Here is a 21,177-nt window from a genome sequence, read left to right as displayed (position 1 = left end):
TTATCGGCAATCGATGGGATTAGCAACGTATAGCATAAATTGGGGGCCTTGGTCAGGAGGTGGAATGGCAACAGAAGAAGCGATGGAGTGGTTAAAGCAAACGGGGGTAAGAGCTCTAGAGCCAGAAAAAGCGATCGCGGCGTTGGAGAAAGTATTAGCCAGCAATAGTCCTCAAACGGTAGTGGCAGATATCAATTGGGATGTATTTAAAGAACTCTATGAACTCGGAGGGAAAGGGGCATTTCTGACAGAGATTTCACTCGATTCAGAAGCAACAGATGGACAACGGAGTTCGGGACAGAAATCGGAAGTATTACAAGAACTCGATCGAGCGCCAGAAAGCGAACGGCTCGAAATCCTCATCGAGCATTTGCAAAATGATGTCGCTAAAATTATCGGATTCTCAAAATCTAAACTTCCCGATCCTGAGTTAGGCTTCTTTAAGATGGGAATGGATTCTTTGATGGCGGTTGAGCTAAGAAATGTGTTGAGTTCTACGTTTGGGTCTTCGATTAGCACAGCCACGTTGTTTGAAAAGTCTAATATTAAAGACTTAGCGGAATATTTGATCGAAGAAATTTGCCCAGAAGAACAAGACGAAGCAGGGGGTGTTGAAGAGAGTGAAACGATAAGTCCTCCCCAGAAGATAGAAACGCAATTTGAAGGAGAGATTGATAGCGCGATCGCGTCAGAATTAGAAGAAATTCAAGCGTTACTGAAGGAGGAAGACTAAAATGAGCGATGCTTCCCCAACAAAGCAACCAAACGTCTTATCCAAAGAAGTCTTGCAAACCCTGAAGGACATGCGGGGTAAGCTTGAAGCCGTCAATAAAGCCAAAACCGAACCGATCGCCATTGTGGGAATGGCTTGTCGATTTCCTGGAGGAGCGAATGACCCCTCAAAATACTGGAATTTATTGCATGATGGCATAGATGCCATTACCCCCGTTCCTGGCGAGCGCTGGGATGTCAGTGCTTATTACGATCCCGATCCAGAAGTTCCAGGGAAAACTTATACCAAAGAGGGGGGCTTTATCGAGCAAGTTGACCAGTTCGATCCCTTGTTTTTTGGGATTGCTCCCAGAGAAGCGGTGAATTTAGACCCTCAGTACCGATTACTTTTGGAAGTAACCTGGGAAGCCCTGGAAAATTCTGGGCAAACCTGGACAAACTTGAAGAATAGTCAGACCAGTGTCTTCATGGGCATCTCCACCGATGACTATTCTTCCGTCATTTTCAACGAAGCCAAAAGTTACCCGACTCTGGGAAGTAATAGAAGTATTGGAGTCGGTCGTATTTCCCATCTCTTGGGTTTGCAAGGGTCTAATATACAGGTCGATACAGCTTGTTCAAGTTCTTTAGTGGCTGCCCATCTCGCCTGTCAGAGTTTGCGCTCAGGAGAATCCAACTTAGCCTTAGTCGGTGGAGTGAATTTAATCTTATCGCCCTTCAGCACGATTGGTCGTTGCCAACTGAGGGCACTATCCCCGGATGGTCGTTGCAAAACATTTGATGCTGCTGCTAATGGTTATGGTCAGGGAGAAGGATGTGGTGTCCTGGTTTTGAAACGCTTATCTGATGCCGTCAGTGATGGGGATCTGATTTCAGCCGTTATTCGAGGTTCTGCTGTTAATCACGATGGGCCCAGTAGTGGGATGACCGTTCCCAATAGAATGGCTCAAAAACAGGTGATTCAACAAGCTTTGAGCAATGCAAAGTTAGAAGCTCATCAAATTAGCTATTTAGAGGCTCACGGTACAGGAACATCTTTAGGAGACCCCATTGAAATAGAAGCTCTGGCAGAAGTATACGGCAAAAATCGTCCAGCAGATTCCCCTTTAATTGTGGGGTCAGTTAAGACCAATCTTGGGCATTTGGAAGCAGCAGCCGGTGTATCATCTTTGATGAAGGTGATTTTAGCCCTTCAACATCAGGAAATTCCGCCTCATTTGCATTTGAAAGAACCGAATCCCCATGTAGATTGGGATAAATTACCCATAAAAATTCCGACTTCATTAATGTCTTGGTCTGATGAGGAAAAACCCAGAATAGCAGGAGTGAGTTCCTTTGGAATGGGTGGAACGAATGCTCATATCCTTTTGGAAGAAGCGCCAAAAGAAGGCAATAGGCACACTTCGACTGCGCTCAGTGACCAAGGCAACAGACAAGATGAGTTAAAACGTCCTGTTCATCTCTTGACGCTCTCTGCTAAAACCGAACAAGCTTTAGAAGATTTAGTCAGTCGTTATCAAACGTATTTAGAAACCGATCCTGATGTGGCAATATCAGATGTTTGTTATACGGCGAATACAGGAAGGCAACATTTTCAGCATCGACTAGCAGTGATGGCTTCTGACCCAAAGGAATTAGCCGAAAAGCTGCTTGATTGGCAAACAGGACAGGAAGTCGTTGGCCTCTCTTGTGGAGAATTCGATCGCGGTAGCGCAAGTTCTAAAATAGCGTTCCTATTCACCGGCCAAGGTTCCCAGTATGTGAATATGGGTAAGCAGTTGTATGAAACTGTGCCAACTTTTCGTCAAGCTTTAGATCGATGCGACCAAATTTTACAGCCCTATTTAGACTATCCGTTATTAGAAGTTCTTTACCCTAAAGAAGAACAAAAGTCAAGCTCTAGTTTGTTAGACCAAACCGCTTATACCCAACCGGCTTTATTTGCCATTGAATATGCTTTGTTCAAGTTATGGGAATCTTGGGGAATTAAACCCACTGTAGTCATGGGTCACAGTGTAGGAGAATATGTGGCCGCAACGGTGGCAGGAGTGTTCAGTTTAGAAGAAGGTCTGAAATTAATCGCCATGCGGGGACGGTTGATGCAACAGTTACCCTCGGGTGGAGAGATGGTGGCAGCGATGGCATCAAAATCGGTGGTGCAAGAGGCGATCGCAGAATATAGCGCCCAAGTAGCCATAGCTGCGATCAATGGGCCGGAAAGTACGGTAATTTCTGGAGAGAGTGGGGCGATCGCCACCCTTTGTCGTAAGCTAGAAGCAATGGGTATTAAAACCAAACCTCTACAGGTGTCCCATGCTTTTCATTCACCCCTGATGGAGCCTATGTTAGCCGATTTTGCAGGAGTCGCTCGGGAAGTCACCTATCATCAACCGAAAATAAAGTTCGTATCCAATACAACGGGACAAAAGGCGGGAAATGAAGTCACTAAAGCAGAATATTGGATCAATCATATCCGACAACCCGTACAGTTTTATCAAAGTATAAAAACGTTGCACGAGCAGGGAAATGAACTGTTCTTGGAAATCGGGCCGAAACCCATTTTGCTCGGCATGGGATCTCGATGTTTACCAGAAAATGTAGGAGTATGGTTGCCATCCTTACGTCCTGGGGTAGAAGAATGGCAACAAATGCTATCCAGCTTAGGACAATTGTATGTCAAAGGAATAACCGTGAATTGGTCAGGGTTTGACCAAGATTTTACTCACAAAAAAGTAGCATTGCCCACCTATCCATTCCAGCGACAACGCTGCTGGGTCGAAAGAACAGAAAACGAACAGGAAGCCCCTCAAACTTCAGGTAATATTACTGAAACTCAAGTCGTAAAACTCCTTACTCAAGGAAAAACAGCGGCGATCGCTCAACAGCTAGAAAAAGCAGTAAACTTTTCCCCCGAACAGCGTAAACTTTTACCCGAACTCTTAGAGGTATTAGCTAAACAACATCAGGAACAGTTAGCCGCAGCAGCGATCGAAAACTGGTTCTATGAAATTCAATGGAAACCTTTAGATCGATCTAGCTCAAAAGCCAACCTTCAACCGAGTCATTGGTTGATTTTTGCCGACAGCACAGGCGTAGCCGAAAAATTCGCCCAAAAACTACAACAACAGGGTCATCAATACAGCTTAGTTTACCGAAGCGAAAGCTATCACCAACCAGAAGCAGGAAAATACCAGCTCAATCCTTCCATTCCCGAAGAATTTGACCAACTCTATCAAGACGTTCAAGAGCGGAATCAACTGCCCTTATTAAAGTTCATTCATTTGTGGAGTTTAGACACTCCAGAATCCAAAGATTTAACCCCTAACATATTAGAAGCAACTCAATTATGGGGATGTGGCAGCGTGATGCACCTGGTACAAACTCTGCTCAAAAACGCCAGCAATCCCCAACTCTGGCTAGTAACTCGTGGCTCTCAGTCCGTATTATCCAAAGACAATCAGATCCCCGGATTAGCAACATCACCCCTATGGGGATTAGGTCGAACCGTGTCGATAGAGAATCCCCAATTATGGGGAGGATTAGTGGATTTAGACCCCCAAGCTCCAGCAGAAGACGAAATAGAAAGGCTGTGGCAATTATTAGTAAATGAACCAGAAGAAGATCATCTCGCCTTACGGGGAGAAAAGACCTATGTTGCTCGTCTCGTAAACCAAAAACCTCCAGAATTTTCTCAACCCCTATCCTTATCATCAGATGGGAGTTACTTAATAACAGGAGGATTAGGAGCTTTAGGGCAATATACCGCCCAATGGTTAGTAGAAAAGGGAGCTAAAAATATAGTTTTAACGGGCCGCCGCCCGCCTTCAGAAAACGTCCAAGAAACCATAGAAAAATTAGAACAAAAAGGATGTCAAGTTAAAGTATTGTTAGGGGATGTTTCTCTGGAAGAAGAGATTGCCAAAATCCTAGAAGAAATTCAGACCTCAATGCCAAGACTCCAAGGAATCATTCATGCAGCAGGAGTGCTAGATGATGGAATCCTACAACAGATGGATTGGGAACGTTTTACTAAAGTCATGTCACCCAAAGTTATAGGAACTTGGAACTTACATCGATTAACTCAAAATCTGCCCTTAGATTTCTTTGTTTGTTTCTCGTCAATAGCATCTTTAATGGGTTCCCCCGGTCAAGGAAATTATGCAGCAGCCAATGCCTTTATGGATACTTTAGCTAGTTATCGTCGGAGCATGGGATTATCAGGACTAGCGATTAATTGGGGAGCCTGGGCATCTGAAGGAATGGCGGCTCGTTTAGCAGTGGAATATCAAAACCGAATTCAAAGCAGTGGCATCAGTGAGATTAGCCCAAAAGAAGGAATGTATGCCTTGGAGGTACTGCTAGGAAATCTATCTTCTATCGATCGCGTAGGCGTAATCCCCATACAGTGGTCGATATTAGCAAAGCATTGGAGTGGGATTCAAAACAGTTCGTTACTGCGAGAATTATTACAGAAAGAGGAATGGGGAGAACAGGATACACTAAAGCAAAACGTCAAAGCCAATATTTTAGCCAAGTTAGAGACAGCATCACCAGAGGAACGTCAAGAAATTTTAATTGAACACATTCGAGGGCAAGTTGTTCAGGTGCTAGGTTTAAGTTCATCCCAGTTACCAGAAATGAATTTAGGATTTATGGAAATAGGCATGGATTCTTTAATGGCAGTGGAATTAAAAAATCGACTGCAAAATCAACTGGAAACCCATTTACCTGAGACCATAGCGATGGAATATCCAACGATCGCAAAATTGTCCTTATATGTAGAGGAGTTAATGGAATGGCAGGCAAAAGAACAGGAGAAGGTTTCTGGTGGACAGAGTCAAAGGGAGGGTTCGGAAGAGGATCTATTTCCAAATCTTGAAGAGATTTCAGAAGAGGATTTTGAAGCCCTAGCCGCTCAACAACTCGAAACCCTAAAAAATATGCTCTAAAGTTAACCCTATACGTTAAGGCTAAAATTTTATGGAACCGACTACGAAAAAAGAGCAACTCTCATTATCCAAGCAGATGTTTTTAGCTTTAAAACAAGCTGAAGCTAAATTGGAGAGGATGGAGCGCTCAAAAAGTGAAGCGATCGCGATCGTTGGTATCGGTTGTCGGTTTCCAGGCAATGCCAACACGCCAGAAAGCTTCTGGGAATTATTATCGAATGGGAAAGACTCGGTTAGAGAGATTCCCTTAGAACGTTGGGATATAGAGTCTTACTACGACCCCAACCCTGATGCTCCAGGAAAAATGTATATTCGGCACGCAGCATTCGTGGAGCAAGTCGATCGGTTCGATCCGCAATTTTTTGGCATCTCTGGTAAAGAAGCCCATAGCCTTGACCCACAGCAACGTTTTATTTTAGAAGTAAGTTGGGAAGCTTTAGAAAGAGCGGGTATTAATCCCCAGGAATTAGAAAATACTCAGACCGGGGTGTTTCTGGGTATTGGTCAAAATGATTATGCGAACTTGGGGTTGAGCCAAGTTGAAAAGATTAGCCCTTACGATGCAACCGGAAATGGGTTTTGTTTTGCAGCCGGGAGGTTATCTTACTTTTTAGGATTGCAAGGCCCATCCATGGCAATAGATACAGCGTGTTCATCCTCTTTGGTCGCTATACATGAAGCTTGTCAGAGTCTGCGTCAGGGTGAGTCTAATCTAGCTTTAGCTGGAGGAGTTCAACTGATTCTTGCTCCTCAAGTCACTACTGCACTCTCAAAATTAAAGGCTCTATCACCCGATGGCAAGTGTAAAACGTTTGATGCGGCTGCTGATGGTTATGGTCGGGGAGAGGGATGTGGCATCATGGTGCTGAAGCGTTTGTCGGATGCACGCAAGGATGGGGACAATATCCAGGCCGTCATTCGGGGTTCTGCTGTTAATCATGATGGGCCCAGTAGCGGACTGACTGTGCCGAATAAACTGGCTCAGGAAAAACTGATTCAGCAAGCTCTCAAAGCAGCCAAACTAGAACCGGATCGAGTCAGTTATGTGGAAGCTCACGGTACCGGAACTTCTCTGGGAGATCCGATGGAAGTGAGAGCTTTATCTAGCGTGTTTGGGCTGGGGCGCGATCGCGAAAATCCATTACATATCGCTTCAGTTAAAACCAATATCGGTCATCTAGAAGCTGCTGCTGGAATTGCTGGTGCGATCAAGGTAGTTTTGCAACTGCAACATCAAAAAATTGCCCCTAATCTGCATTTTACTAATCCTAGTCCCTATATTGATTGGGAGAATATACCTTTAAAAGTCCCAACTCAACTCACCCCTTGGCTCTCATCAGGGGAGAAAAGAGTAGCAGGCGTAAGTTCTTTTGCGATTAGTGGTACCAATGCTCATATTATTTTAGAAGAAGCACCCAAAGCAGACAACAGTGAAGATGACTTGAAAAGTTCGATTCATCTCTTAACGCTCTCAGCTAAAACAGAACAAGCGTTAGAAGATTTAGTCAGTCGTTATCACAACTATTTAGAAAATCATCCAGAGTTACCCCTAGCAAATATCTGTTATACGGCTAATGCAGGCAGAGCGCATTTTAATCATCGACTAGCCATGATTGCTTCTGAGCCAAAGGAATTAAGAGAAAAACTGGTTGACTGGAAAACGAAGAAAGAAGTCGTTGGCGTATTTTCTGGGCAACTCGATGGAAGTAGCCCAAGTCCAAAAATAGCGTTCCTCTTCACAGGTCAAGGTTCCCAGTATGTGAATATGGGAAGGCAACTCTATGAAACGGTGCCAACGTTTCGTCAAGCTTTAGATCGATGCGACCAAATTTTACAAGCCTATCTAGAAGTCCCTCTATTAGAAGTTCTATACCCTAAAGATGCACAAAACTCAAGTCTCTTAGACCAAACCGCTTATACTCAACCAGCTTTGTTTGCTATAGAATATGCCCTCGCTCAGTTATGGGAATCTTGGGGGATTAAACCCAATGTGGCGATGGGTCATAGTGTGGGCGAATATGTAGCAGCAACTGTAGCAGGAGTTTTCAGTTTAGAAGAGGGTTTGAAATTAATTGCCATGCGGGGGAGGTTGATGCAGCAGTTACCTCCGGGTGGTGAAATGGTGTCTTTGTTAGCATCAGAATCTCAAGTTAGAGAAGCTATAGGCGAGTCTAATTACCAAGTAACAATTGCAGCTATAAACGGGCCAGAGAGTATAGTGATTTCCGGGGAGAGTGGGGCGATCGCCACCCTTTGCAGTAAATTAGCCTCACAAGGCATTAAAACCAAGCCTTTACAAGTCTCCCATGCTTTCCATTCCCCGTTGATGGAGCCAATGTTGGCAGAATTTGAAGCAGTTGCTCAGGAAATCACCTATAGTCAGCCTCGGATACCCATCCTATCCAATGCCACGGGTCAAAAAGTAGGTTCAGACATGGCTACGGCTCAATATTGGGTCAATCATGTCCGACAACCCGTGAAATTTGCCCAGAGTATGAACACCCTAAAGGAGCAAGGGTATGAATTGTTCCTAGAAATTGGCCCCAAACCCATATTACTGGGGATGGGTCGTCAATGTTTACCAGAAGATGTGGGAGTATGGCTACCCTCTTTACGTCCTGGAGTGGATGAATGGCAACAGCTCCTCTCAAGTTTAGGACAGTTATATGTACGGGGGACTCAAGTAGACTGGTCAGGTTTAAACCCAGATTATGGCTACCAGAAAGTCATCTTACCCACTTATCCATTTCAGCGGGAAAGGTATTGGATAGAAACTGGAAATTCTCAAGCTATCTCTACACCTAAACTTCATCCTCTGATTAATCGAAAATTTCAATCTCCGTTATCAAAAGATATCTTTTTTGAGTCCGAATTTAGCACCTATGCCCTACCCTTTTTAGCCGATCACCGAATCTATGAAAAAGTGGTCGTACCTGGTGCCAGTCACATTTCCCTATTGTTAGGAAGTGCCTCTCTAACCTTTTCTACCACCGGGTGTCAACTAGAGGATATTTTGTTTCCCCAAGCCTTAGCCATTCCTGAACAAGGAATGCGTAATGTTCAGGTAGCTCTTACTCCACAGAATAACTCCTATTCATTTCAAGTCATTAGTTTTGATAGCTCTTCTAATGATGATAGTTCTTGGGCTGTTCATGCTACAGGAAAAATTTCTCCTACAATCGAGCGCAAGCAGCAATCCAGAGAAACCATCGAAGCCATTCAATCTCGTTGTAGTCAAAAAATTGAAAGCACAGAAATTTACCAGAGTCTCTGGGATAGACAAGTCCAATTACGGAAAAGCTTTAGATGGATAGACCAAGTATGGTTAGGAGAGGGAGAAATTCTGTGTCAAATGAAAGTACCTGAGACAATCTTAGATGCTCTCAAATATCAAATCCATCCTGCCTTAATTGACTCCTGCTTTCAGTCAGTGGCTGCGCTTAACATCAGTCTTTCTGGGGACAACAACGAAACTTTTGTTCCTTTCAGTACAAAGAAGTTTACTTTTTATCAGCGACCGGAGAGTGATTTTCTTTGGTGTTATACCCGTGGATTGAAAGAAGGAGCATCAGAGGAAAAAATTCTGAAAGCCGAAATACAATTATTTGACCAAACGGGGAAATTAGTCGCTGAAGTCAATGGTTTTGAGGGTAGGAAAGCAAATCCGGAAACCTTACTCAAGAGTCTAGATTCCGATTTAAGTGATTGGTATTATGAAATTAGCTGGGAAGCTCAACCTTTAACCGAAACTGCACAATCTAGTAAAAATGCTGGTCAATGGTTAGTATTTGCATTGACCGATGAATTAGCAGAGTCTATTGGGCAGTATTTACAAGAAAGAGGACAGAACTATATTAGGGTATCCCCAGGTTCAGATTATCAGAAATTAGATACTCAACATTATCAACTCAATCCCACTGTTGCCGAACACTTCCCCAAACTGTTGCAAGATCATTCTGACATTAAAGGTATTTTGCACTTATGGGGTATCAATGAAACTGACGATTTACAAACAGCTCAGGAACTCGGTTGTGCAACAGCCCTACATTTAGGGCAAGCTTTAACAGAAGCTGGATTAAGTAATGCAACACCGATGTGGTTAGTGACTCAAGGGACTCAGAAGATATGGGACGAAGCAGAAGTAGTTCAACCCCAACAAGGCAGTTTATGGGGACTAGGGCGTGTAATTCGTCTAGAACACCCAGAATTAAAATGTTGCCGAATAGATTTAGATCCCAAATCGAGTCTTTCTGAAATGCTCCCTAGTTTAGTCGATGAACTCTTGGCGAAGAGTAATGAAGACCAGATTGCAATTCGTCAGGGAGTTCGTTATGTAGCTCGCTTAATCCGACAACAAAAACCGCGAATTAGCTCAGAAGAAAACTTAGGATTAGAACGTCAACCCCTAGAGTTGAAGTTGTCTGAATATGGACTGATAGACAACCTCAACTGGCAGGTCATGCAACGTCGGACTCCACAAGAGAATGAAGTGGAAATTGAAGTCAAAGCAGCCGGTTTAAACTTCCGAGATGTACTCAATTCCTTGGGTTTACTGAAAGACTATTATGCTCAGGTATTGGGGATTACTGACGTAGCTCAACTTAACTTTGGCTTAGAATGTGTCGGGCGTATTGCATCTGTCGGAGAACGGGTCTCTGAGTGGCAGGTGGGAGATGAAGTGATGGCTATAGTTCACAATGGCTTTAGTAGTTTTGTTACTACTCCTGCTGAGTTAGTTATGGCTAAACCGAACAATCTGAGCTTTACGGAAGCGGCCACTTTACCCTTGACTTTTGCTACAGCTTACTATGGGTTACAATACTTGGCTAAGATTAAGCCAGGCGATAAGGTATTAATTCATGCTGCGGCTGGAGGGGTAGGGCAAGCGGCAGTTCAAATCGCACTCCAAGTAGGAGCGGAAGTCTTTGCTACAGCGAGTCCTCCCAAGTGGGAGTTTCTCAAATCTATGGGAGTCAAACACATCATGAATTCCCGGACTTTAGAGTTTGCCGATGAAATAATGAGTCTTACTGGGGGGAAAGGTGTAGATATCGTCTTAAATAGTCTGAATGGAGACTTCATCGATCGGAGTTTTGCGGTTTTAGGGAACAAAGGACGATTTGTAGAAATTGGCAAAATCGGAATTTGGGACAAACAAAAGGTAATGGAGACACGGCCAGATGCTGAATACTTGCCTTTTGATATTGGAGTGACGATCCAACAACAACCCGGTTTAATTGCGGAATTTTCAGAAGCATTAAACCAACAATGTTCATCAGGAACACTGAAGCCATTGTCTTATAAGGTATTCCCAAGTACACAAGTGCAAGCGGCTTTCCGATATATGCAACAGGGTAAGCATATCGGAAAAGTGGTCGTTTCTCTGCCAGAAACTGGAGAAGACCAAAAATCGATCAAACCAGACGCAAGTTATCTAATTACAGGAGGTTTAGGGGCTTTAGGTTTGGAAGTCGCCCAATGGATGGTATCCGAAGGAGCCAAGCATATCGTATTAACGGGGCGAAGAAGTCCGAATGAAACGGCACAAAACGCGATCGAGCAGTTAGAAGCAGCAGGAGCATCGGTCCGTGTTTTATTAGGGGATATTTCTACTCAAGAGTCTGTAATGAATATCTTAGAAGAAATATCGACTTCGCTCCCTCCACTCAAAGGAGTGATTCATGCTGCTGGGGTGTTGGATGATGGGGTATTACAAAAGATGAGCTGGGAGAAATTTATGAACGTGATGTCTCCCAAGGTGTCAGGAACCTGGTATTTACATGAACTGACTCGGAATTTACCTTTAGATTTCTTTGTGTGTTTCTCGTCAATGGCTTCGATGTTGGGCAATTTTGGCCAAGGCAATTATGCTGCGGCAAATGGTTTTATGGATGCAATCGCTCACTATCGCCAAGGTCAGGGTTTGCCCGGATTGAGTATTAACTGGGGAGCCTGGGCAACAGCAGGAATGGCGGCTCGTTTAGCAATGGAACATCAAAATCGAATGCACAGTACCGGGGTAGTGGCAATTGAACCCGAATTAGGAATGCAAGCATTGGGTTCATTGTTGTCAGGATCTCAAAGCCAAGTCGGGGTGTTTCCGGTGAATTGGCAGGAGTTTTTTAGACAGATGCCAGGATTGGCAAAGCTCCCATTTTTAGAAGCGTTTACCACAAAATCAGGAGAACCGGATCGGAACTCTCGGATTTTAGAACAGCTCGATCTTGCTTCTGATCGTGAACAAGAAACACTATTAACCGCTTATCTCCAAACCAAAATTGCTCATATTATGGGGATGACGGTTTCTCAAATAGAGTTACAAAAATCTCTAACTATGATGGGACTGGATTCATTGATGGCTGTGGAATTGCGAAATCAGGTTCAAACTGAGCTTTTAGTCGATATTCCAGCTACCCGATTTATGGAAGGAATTACGATTGAGCTTCTAGCAACTGAGATTCAGCAACAACGGATTAAAACAGATAACCAGCCAAGGATTGAATCGAGTAAGGAAGAGCAACTGGATGAAAATAAAGAGAGTAATTGGATAGAGGTGGAACTATGAACTTAGTGGAGTTTTTACAAGATCTATCTCTCAAAGGGGTCAAGTTATGGTGTGCTGGTGACAAACTGCGTACTGGAGGTTCCCAAGAGGTATTAACCTCTGATGTTATTGCTCAACTGAAGCAGTACAAAACTCAAATTGTGCAGTTATTGCGGGAACAGCCCGATTTATTGCAGGTCTATCCTCTATCCTATGGTCAAAGAGGTCTCAGATTTTTATGGGAACTTGCCCCACAAAGCTATACTTACAATTTGTCATTTGCGGTTCGTATTTATTCTCCGGTAGATCTGGCTATTTTGCAGCAAACTTTTGAGGGGTTAAGACACCGCCATCCCATGCTGCAAAGTACATTCCCAAAATTGGGTCAAGACATGGTTCGACAAGTCCATCAAAATCAATCTTTGGACTTCCTGGAGATTGATGCTTCGAGTTGGAATGAGGATGAGTTGTACGAAAATGTTCTTCAAATTCATCGTCAACCGTTCGATCTGGAAAATCAACCCGTCATGCGAATCAGGTGGTTTAGCCATTCAGAAAAAGACCATATCCTGTTGTTGACCATACATCATATTGCTTGGGATGGTTGGTCTATGAGTTCTATTGTCAAAGAGCTACCAGAACTGTACGAAGCTCAACAGACAGGTGTTGAAATATCTCTGCCTTCAATAGATAACTCTTACCAAGATTATGTGAGTTGGCAAAGGAGTTTGTTAGCCGGAACTGAAGGAGAGCGTCTCTGGGGTTATTGGCGACAAAAACTGGTAGGGGATTTGCCGGTCTTGAATTTACTGACCGATAAACCGCGACCTCCGATACAAACCTATAACGGTGCTGCTTACCCTTTCAATTTGCCTCAAGAACTGACTGAACGCCTAAAAGCACTAGCTCAGGAGGAAGGGGCGACTCTTTATATGGTTTTGTTGGCAGCTTTTCAAATTCTTCTATCTCGTTACACAAATCAAGAAGATATTTTGGTCGGCTCTCCTACTTTTGGTCGGTCTAAACCTGAGTTTGTACCGATTGTTGGGTACTTTGTCGATCAAGTTGTGATGAGGGGAAGTCTTTCAGGAAATCCTCGCTTTAAGGACTTCCTATCTCAGGTGCGCCAAACGGTTATTGAGGCTTTAGCTCATCAAGATTATCCTTTTTCTTTGTTAGTCCAGCGATTAAATGTAGAGCAAGATTCGAGTCGCTCCCCTCTTTTTCAAGCTTACTTTATGCTGCAAAATTTTCAAGGCGCTCAAACGGTACAAAAGCTGTTATCTAGCCGAAAGAAAACTGTAGTCAATTGGGGAAAATGGAACGTAGAGCCGTTTGCATTGGCTCAGTATGAAAGTCTGTTTGATTTGACTTTAGAAATGATTGAGGAAGATTCATCTATGATGGGATTCTTCAAATACAATACAGATCTATTTGATGAGCAAACGATTGTGAGGATGGCTAGCCATTATCAGGCGTTGTTAGCTGGAATTGTTCATCATCCCGAGCAAAATGTGGGGCAACTGCCTTTGTTGCCGGAGGCACAACAGCATCTGTTACTTGAGCAATGGAATAACACGGCTACGGAATATCCACAGGATCGCTGTATTCATCAGTTGTTTGAAGAGCAGGTTAAGCGCACTCCGGATGCTGTGGCAGTGATTTTTGGCGATCGCCGGTTGACTTATCGAGATTTGAATGAACGTGCGAATCAGTTAGCCCATTATCTGCACAGTTTGGACGTAAGAGCAGAAGTGCTGATCGGTTTATGTATCGATCGCTCTATAGAAATGTTAGTGGGACTTTTGGGGATACTGAAGGCTGGAGGCGCTTATGTCCCCATCGATCCGAGCTATCCGCAGCAACGGTTAGCTTATATGTTAGAAGACTCTGCTGTGCCGGTCTTGCTAACCACCGAGTCATTGTTAGAGCTTATACCAGAACATCAGGCTAAAACGGTCTGCTTGGATCGGGATTGGCCGGCGATCGCATCATATCCTGAGCAAAATCCTACCAGCGCAGTGGCTCCAGAGAATCGAGCTTATGTTATTTATACTTCTGGTTCTACAGGTAAACCTAAAGGAGTTCAAATCTGTCATCAGTCTCTCGTCAATTTCCTCGTATCCATGAACCATTATCTGGAATTGACAAGAGTCGATACGTTTAATGCCATTACAACCATCTCATTTGATATTGCAGCATTAGAACTTTATCTGCCCCTCATCGTAGGCGCATCAGTCGTATTAGTTCCCCGTGAAATTGCCATAGATGGCAACAGGCTCTTACCCCAGTTATTAGAATCTGGAGCCACAGTGATGCAGGCAACCCCTGCTACTTGGAAAATGCTATTAATGGCAGGTTTAGCCAATCACAAGCTGGACGCGAAATTATTGTCTGGAGGTGAAGCTTTACCTGCCCAATTGGCAGATCAACTCCGAGAGATAGCTAAGGAAGTCTGGAATCTTTATGGTCCGACGGAAACGACAATCTGGTCAACCCTTTACCAGGTAGGCGATCGGCTAAAACCAACAGAAGAGAGTCCTGTAATTACACCCATTGGTCGTCCCATTGGTAATACCGAAATTTATATCCTAGACAGTTATCACCAACCTACCCCTATTGGTGTACCAGGGGAACTCCATATCGGTGGAGTCGGTTTGGCTCGTGGATATCTTAACCGCCCCGAATTAACTCAAGAGAAATTTATCCCCAACCCTTTTGAGGGTTTGCACATTCAAAGTCAAAGCTCAAGATTGTATAAAACCGGGGATTTAGCTCGATATTTACCCGATGGCACGATTGATTATCTAGGTCGAATGGATAACCAAGTCAAGATTCGAGGGTTCCGTATTGAACTCGGAGAAATTGAATCAATCTTGACTCAGCATCCAGAGGTACAAGAAGCAGTCGTCATTACCGATCGCGATCGCTTGAGTGACAAGCCCCTGATCGCCTATATTGTCCCCAACTTCCAAGGTCAAGACCCAAATTCTCGTGACTCTATCAATCAAGCTCACCGCGATCGCCTATTACAATGGCAACAACTCAGGAATAATCTCTATCAACAGACCACCGTTGATGGAGCCTCAAATTTCAACCCTCTGATTTGGAGAGATAGTTATACCGGTCAACCCATCCCCGAACAAGAGATGTCTCAATGGTTAAATTATACCATTGAGCGCATTCTTGATTTCAAACCCGATCGCATCCTAGAGATTGGTTGTGGCACAGGTCTGTTGCTCTTCAAGATTGCTCCCCACACTTCCCGCTATTGTGCTACCGATATTTCCGACAAAGCGATTTCTTATATTGAACAGCAATTGAAAACCTTAGAGGGCAATTGGTCTCATGTCAAACTCTACAACCAAGCTGCCCACGATTTTCAAACCCTGAAGAAAGAATCCTTTGATGGAGTAATCCTCAACTCAGTTATCCAATATTTTCCTAGTATTGAATACTTAGTAGGAGTATTGGAAAATGCAATCAAATTAGTGGCACCTGGGGGTCAGATTTTTATCGGAGATGTGCGGAGCTTACGACTACTAGAAACCTTTCATACTGATATAGTATTGAGCCAAGCTGCTGACGATCTAACCTTAGAAGATCTATGGGATCGAGTACAAAAAAAATTAAAAGAAGAAGAGGAATTGGTAATCGATCCAACCTTTTTCCAAGCACTACAGCAGCATTTACCCCAGATTAGTCAGGTAGAGATTCAACTCAAGCGCGGTCGTGTCCATAATGAAATGACAACATTTCGCTATGATGTGATTCTTCATATAGAAAAAGACGTTTTGTCCCCAAGTAGCAGCCCTGAATTGCTCAATTGGCAACAGGAGCAACTAACCTTACCCTCTATCAAGCACATTTTTGCCCAAAAGCAGCCAGAGATACTGATCGTCAAAAATGTTCCCAATGCACGCCTCCAACCTCAAATTAAGCTCAAGCAACTCTTGACTAGAAAAGATCAATTGATTGAGGTCGAAAACCCCCGAAAAACCTTAGAAAAAAACACTCTAGAAAAAGGTATAGATCCTGAAGAATTTTGGGATTTGAGTGATGAGTTTGCTTATCACATCTACATTACGTGGTCAGATCTTGAGTCACCTGATTCGTATGATGTTATATGTTGGAAAAAATTATCAGCACGAATTGAGAATAGATGCCCTCCTATACCAAGAGAAAAGTGCGAGCTAAAACCTTGGACGGTTTACAGCAACAATCCTTTACAACGTAATTTATCTCAGCAGCTCGTTCCTAAACTACGCACTTTTCTTGAAAAGCGTCTACCTCAGTATATGGTTCCCTCAGCTTTTGTACTGCTAGAGTCACTTCCCTTGACCCCCAATGGAAAAGTAGACCGTAAAAAATTGCCCAGCTCCAAAACAAACCATCGCTCTTACACTGAATATGTCGTACCTAAATCTGAAACAGAACAACAGATTGCTCAAGTTTGGCAAGATGTGCTTCAACTGGAAAAAGTAGGGATTTATGATAATTTTTTTGAAGTCGGAGGAAATTCCTTGCTATTGATACAAGTAAGTGCTATACTCCAAGGAATATTTAAGACCAAACTTCAAGTCGTCGATCTTTTAAAGTATCCAACAATTTATCATTTGAGTCAGTATATCAAAGGTGAAAGTATTAACGACCGTGACTCGAAAGAAGCCCGCAATATTCGTAATACCAACTTAAAAGAAGGAAAAAACATGATGAAACAAAGACTAGAACGGAGACAAAAGCATCGTTCTCGACCTCAATCTAGAGATTAATGCAAGTATTGAATACGCCGTGTTGATGAATAGATTGAAATCAGTAAGATAAGTGAGGAGCCAGAAATGAATCTACAAGATGAAGCCAATTCAGTAGACGATCTAAGTATAGCCATTATTGCCCTGTCCGGTCGTTTTCCAAAAGCTCCAGACCTCAATCAATTTTGGCAGAATCTTAAAGATGGCGTTGAGTCTATTTCTTTTTTCTCAGATCAAGAATTACTAAAGTCTGGTATTAAAGCTGAATTGCTCGACGATCCTAACTATGTAAAAGCCCGTGCTATGATGTCAGACATCGATATGTTCGATGCTAATTTCTTTAGCTACAGTCGCAAGGAAGCTGAATACATAGATCCGCAACAACGTTTATTTCTTGAATGTGCTTGGGAAACGATAGAAAGAGGGGGATACAATCCAGAGACCTATGAAGGTTTAATTGGAGTTTATGCTGGTATTGGCATGAACCACTACTTATTAAAGAATCTTTATCCAAACCACGATTCTAATAATCCATCGAACTCTTATCAGTTAATGATCAACAGTGATAAGGATTTCCTGGCCACTCGTGTCGCTTACAAGCTAAATTTAAGAGGGCCTGCAATCAATGTTCAAACAGCTTGTTCAACCTCCTTAGTTGCGGTTCACATGGCTTGTCAAAGTTTGCTTAATGGGGAATGCGATCTTGCTCTTGCTGGTGGTGTCTCCATCCAGGTTCCCCAGAAAGCTGGACACTTATATCGAGAGGGAATGATTTTCTCTCCCGATGGACACTGTCGAGCCTTTGATGCTAAAGCCAAAGGTACAATACCCGGTGATGGTGTGGGTATTATACTTCTTAAGCGGCTGAATCAGGCGATCGCCGATGGAGATTCTATCCAAGCCATAATCAAAGGATCGTCCATTAATAACGATGGCTCCTTAAAAGTTGGCTACACCGCACCTAGCATAGAAGGTCAAGCAGCAGTTATTTCAGAGGCTCATGCTGTTGCCGGAGTAGATCCAGAAACCATCTCATACATAGAAGCTCATGGCACAGGGACAGAGCTGGGAGATCCAGTAGAAATTGCAGCTCTGACCCAGGCTTTTAGGTATAGTACGGAAAAGAAAGGTTTCTGTGCCATTGGTTCCCTAAAAAGCAATATGGGTCATTTAGATGCAGCCGCAGGAGTAGCCGGACTAATCAAAACAGTTTTAGCTCTCAAACATAAAGTACTACCACCAACCCTACATTTTGAACAACCTAACCCTAAAATAGATTTTGCCAATAGTCCACTATATGTTAATACCACTCTTTCCGAATGGAAAACCAATGGAACTCCTCGTAGAGCAGGAGTTAGTTCCTTTGGCATTGGAGGAACAAACGCTCATGTAATCCTGGAAGAAGCTCCAGAACCCATTAAGAAAGAAAATTCCCCAGAGCGTCCGGTTCATTGTTTAACCCTCTCAGCAAAAACTCCAGAAGCACTGGAACAATTGGTATCTCATTATCAAAATCATCTAGAAACTCATCAGGAATTAGAAATTGCAGACATTTGCTATACGGCAAACACAGGACGTAAACACTTCAATCATCGTCTAGCTACTATTGCAGCAACCCAGCAAGAATTACTAGAAAAAATCAAATCTTACCAACGAAAAGAATACGGAATAGGACAATTTTATGGAAAGTCACTCAATAGTAAGATCGTAAAAATTGCATTTCTATTTACAGGTCAAGGTTCCCAATATATAAACATGGGAAGACAACTGTATGAAAAAGCACGGATTTTCCGTCAAACTTTAGAGCAATGTGACCAAATTCTTCAACCCTATTTGGAAACATCCATATTAGAAATTATTTACCCCAAAGACGCACAAAAATCAAGTCTTTTAGACCAAACAGCTTATACCCAACCTGCCCTATTTTCCTTAGAATACGCCCTCTTCAAATTATGGGATTCATGGGGAATCAAACCCAATGGTGTCATGGGTCACAGCGTCGGGGAATATGTAGCAGCTTGTATTGCCGGAGTATTCAGCCTAGAAGACGGTCTCAAACTAATAGCCATGCGGGGACAGTTAATGCAAAAATTACCCTCCGGTGGTGAGATGGTATCTGTAATGGCATCAGAATCTCAGGTAAAAGAGGCCATAAAAGAATATACTTCTCAAGTGACAATAGCAGCAGTTAACGGACCAGAAAGTATAGTAATTTCTGGTGACAGTGGAGCTATAGCAACTATTTGTGATATCTTCAAAAATCTAGGAATTAAGACCAAACAATTACAGGTATCCCATGCCTTCCATTCACCATTGATGGAACCCATGTTAACACAATTTGAAACAGTGGCTAAAGAGATAACTTATAATGAACCCAAAATACCACTAATCTCAAATGTAACGGGGACTCAAGTAGGTGCAGAAATAACCACTGCTGAATATTGGGTAGGTCATGTGCGTCAACCCGTAAGATTTGCTCAGAGTATGAAAACTCTGGAAGAACAAGGATATGAAACCTTCCTGGAAATTGGCCCCAAACCCATATTGTTAGGAATGGGAAGGCAATGTGTCAGAGAAAACAGGGGAGAATGGTTGCCCTCATTGCGTCCGAATCAAATCCCTCTCCAGTCTTCCTTAGAAAGAGATAAATCAGAGGATGCTGCGCTTTTGAAAGATGAGTGGCAACAAATGCTATCAAGCTTAGGGCAACTATATGTGAAAGGGGCAACAATAGATTGGTCAGGGTTTGACTCAGACTATAGTCGTCAGAAAGTAGTATTACCGACCTATCCATTCCAATGGCAACGTTATTGGGTGGAAACTCCTGAAAATCAAGATCAGAATCCTACGAATCAAAGTTCAAATTTAGTTCTTAAACTTCTGAGACAAGGAGATACAGCAGGATTAACTCAAGAACTGAAGTTATCTGAAGACTTAACAGAAGATGAACAAAAATTATTACCTAAGTTGTTAGAGACCTTGACTTCTAGGTATCAAAAATATCTTCAAAATCAGGATTATATAGTCGGGGATTTTTATGATGAGTTAACTTCTTATGTTCATGAACAGGCGATTTTGAACTATGTTCCTCTGCCGGGAGTTATTAGAGGATTTTCATGGATTCTATTGTCTCATAAATCCAACACACAAGAAAGATACCAACAATTAGCATTAATAGCCCAGCAAGAGATTAGAAACATAGGTTGGCAGAAAGTTGACTTTTCTGCTTGTCAGAAAGTTCTAGATATTGGCTGTGGCCATGGTACAGATTTAATAACCCTAGGTCAGAAGTATAATCACTTAGAGCTTTGTGGCTATACCATATCAGATCGACAAGTAGAATTGGGAAATCAAAGAATTAATCAATTTGATCTGGAACAGCGGATCAAAATAATCAATGGGGATAGTTCCCAGGATGAGTTTCCAGACCATTACGATCTGATCTATGGATTTGAAGTCATTTGTCACATCAAAAAGAAAGAAGAACTATTTTGGAATATCCAAAATCACCTCAATAGTGAAGGTCATTTAGTCTTTGCAGATTTCATCTCCAACGCCTCATTTAGTATCGATTATGATGCTCACTCATCCTATCTTATCACTCAACCAGAATGGCTGGATTTACTCTCGAAAAACCATCTAAAAATCATACAGTATGTAGATATTAGTCAGGAAATTGCTAATGGACTAGATGATTCAAATTTCACAGAGAATTTCAACTATATATGTAAAAGCAATAATTTAAACGAAAACGCCAGAATAGGGTTGCAATCTTATGACAACCTCTACAAGATGTTGCGTAAGCAGCTCGTCAGCTATGTCGTAATCACAGCCCAAAAACAAGACCAGTTATCAGTAGAGGAAATTTACCAGTGGAACCAAGAAATTCTACACAATCCCCTACATTACTCTGAAGTTTCACTACAAAAACTGTTCTATACAATAGAATGGCAAAAAGCCAGCCCTCAACAGCAGCAGAGAAAAACACTACAACCAAGAAATTGGATCGTATTCAGCGATAAATATGGTGTGGGAGAAAGACTGAAGAATATCTTGGAAAAAAGAGGCGATCGCACTTTCATGGTATTTATCGGGGAAACCTACCAGCATACAGAAACCGGAAGTGTGGAGCTAAACCCATCGAATCCAGAAGACTTGGAGCGTTTTTGCCAAGAGATAAAGACAACTATTGGAGAAAATC

Annotated in this window: 5 protein-coding genes; all 5 read left to right on the top strand. The window is 42.7% G+C overall.

Annotation, left to right across the window (positions count from 1 at the left end; translation table 11 throughout):
• On the top strand, positions 1-733 hold a 733-nt coding region (locus J7545_RS18065; RefSeq protein WP_318719947.1), incomplete at its 5' end, for a beta-ketoacyl reductase.
• 1 nt (position 734) lies between these two features.
• On the top strand, positions 735-5,681 hold the full coding sequence (locus J7545_RS18060; protein ID WP_318698332.1) for a type I polyketide synthase: 4,947 nt from the start codon (positions 735-737) through the stop codon (positions 5,679-5,681).
• 31 nt (positions 5,682-5,712) lie between these two features.
• Positions 5,713-12,246 (top strand): SDR family NAD(P)-dependent oxidoreductase, encoded by a 6,534-nt coding sequence (locus J7545_RS18055; RefSeq protein WP_318698333.1) that lies wholly within the window; start codon positions 5,713-5,715, stop codon positions 12,244-12,246.
• Complete coding sequence (locus tag J7545_RS18050; protein ID WP_318719946.1) at positions 12,243-16,997, top strand: non-ribosomal peptide synthetase; 4,755 nt, start codon at positions 12,243-12,245, stop codon at positions 16,995-16,997. The genes J7545_RS18055 and J7545_RS18050 overlap by 4 nt, the downstream gene beginning before the upstream one ends.
• 66 nt (positions 16,998-17,063) lie before the next feature.
• Positions 17,064-21,177, top strand: a 4,114-nt coding sequence (locus J7545_RS18045; RefSeq protein WP_318719945.1) for a beta-ketoacyl synthase N-terminal-like domain-containing protein, incomplete at its 3' end; no start/stop codon positions are given.

The sequence above is a fragment of the Roseofilum sp. SBFL genome (genome assembly GCF_017746885.1).
In the GTDB taxonomy this organism is placed as follows: Bacteria; Cyanobacteriota; Cyanobacteriia; order Cyanobacteriales; family Desertifilaceae; genus Roseofilum.
This window is presented reverse-complemented; position numbering and strand designations above follow the sequence as displayed.